This window comes from Neobacillus sp. MER 74 (genome assembly GCF_023714155.1).
In genome coordinates, this window is record NZ_JAMAUV010000112.1 from 1 (window position 1) to 255 (window position 255).

Annotated in this window: 1 protein-coding gene; it reads right to left on the reverse strand. The window is 38.8% G+C overall.

The features are described from left to right. A partial coding sequence (locus M3610_RS27770; RefSeq protein ID WP_251463659.1) for a transposase occupies positions 1 to 255 on the reverse strand: 255 nt, incomplete at both ends.

Below are 255 nucleotides of genomic sequence, written 5' to 3' on the forward strand. Positions count from 1 at the left end.
AGGCCTCTTAAGGTTGTCCAACGCATACCATGCTTTTCTTTAGCATCCGCAAAGACACGTTCAATCGTTTCTTTACGTCTTGCGTAAATGCTTTTATTCTCTTGTGTATGACGAAGATGGTCCGCTTCTTCTATGTAATGTTCCCACACATGCCGCTCAATCAATTTTTTATGTTCTTTACTTTGTGTGCATTCGGAAAGTAATGGGCAATTTTTACAATCAAGAGGATTAGAAAAGTATTGACGCTTTCCATTC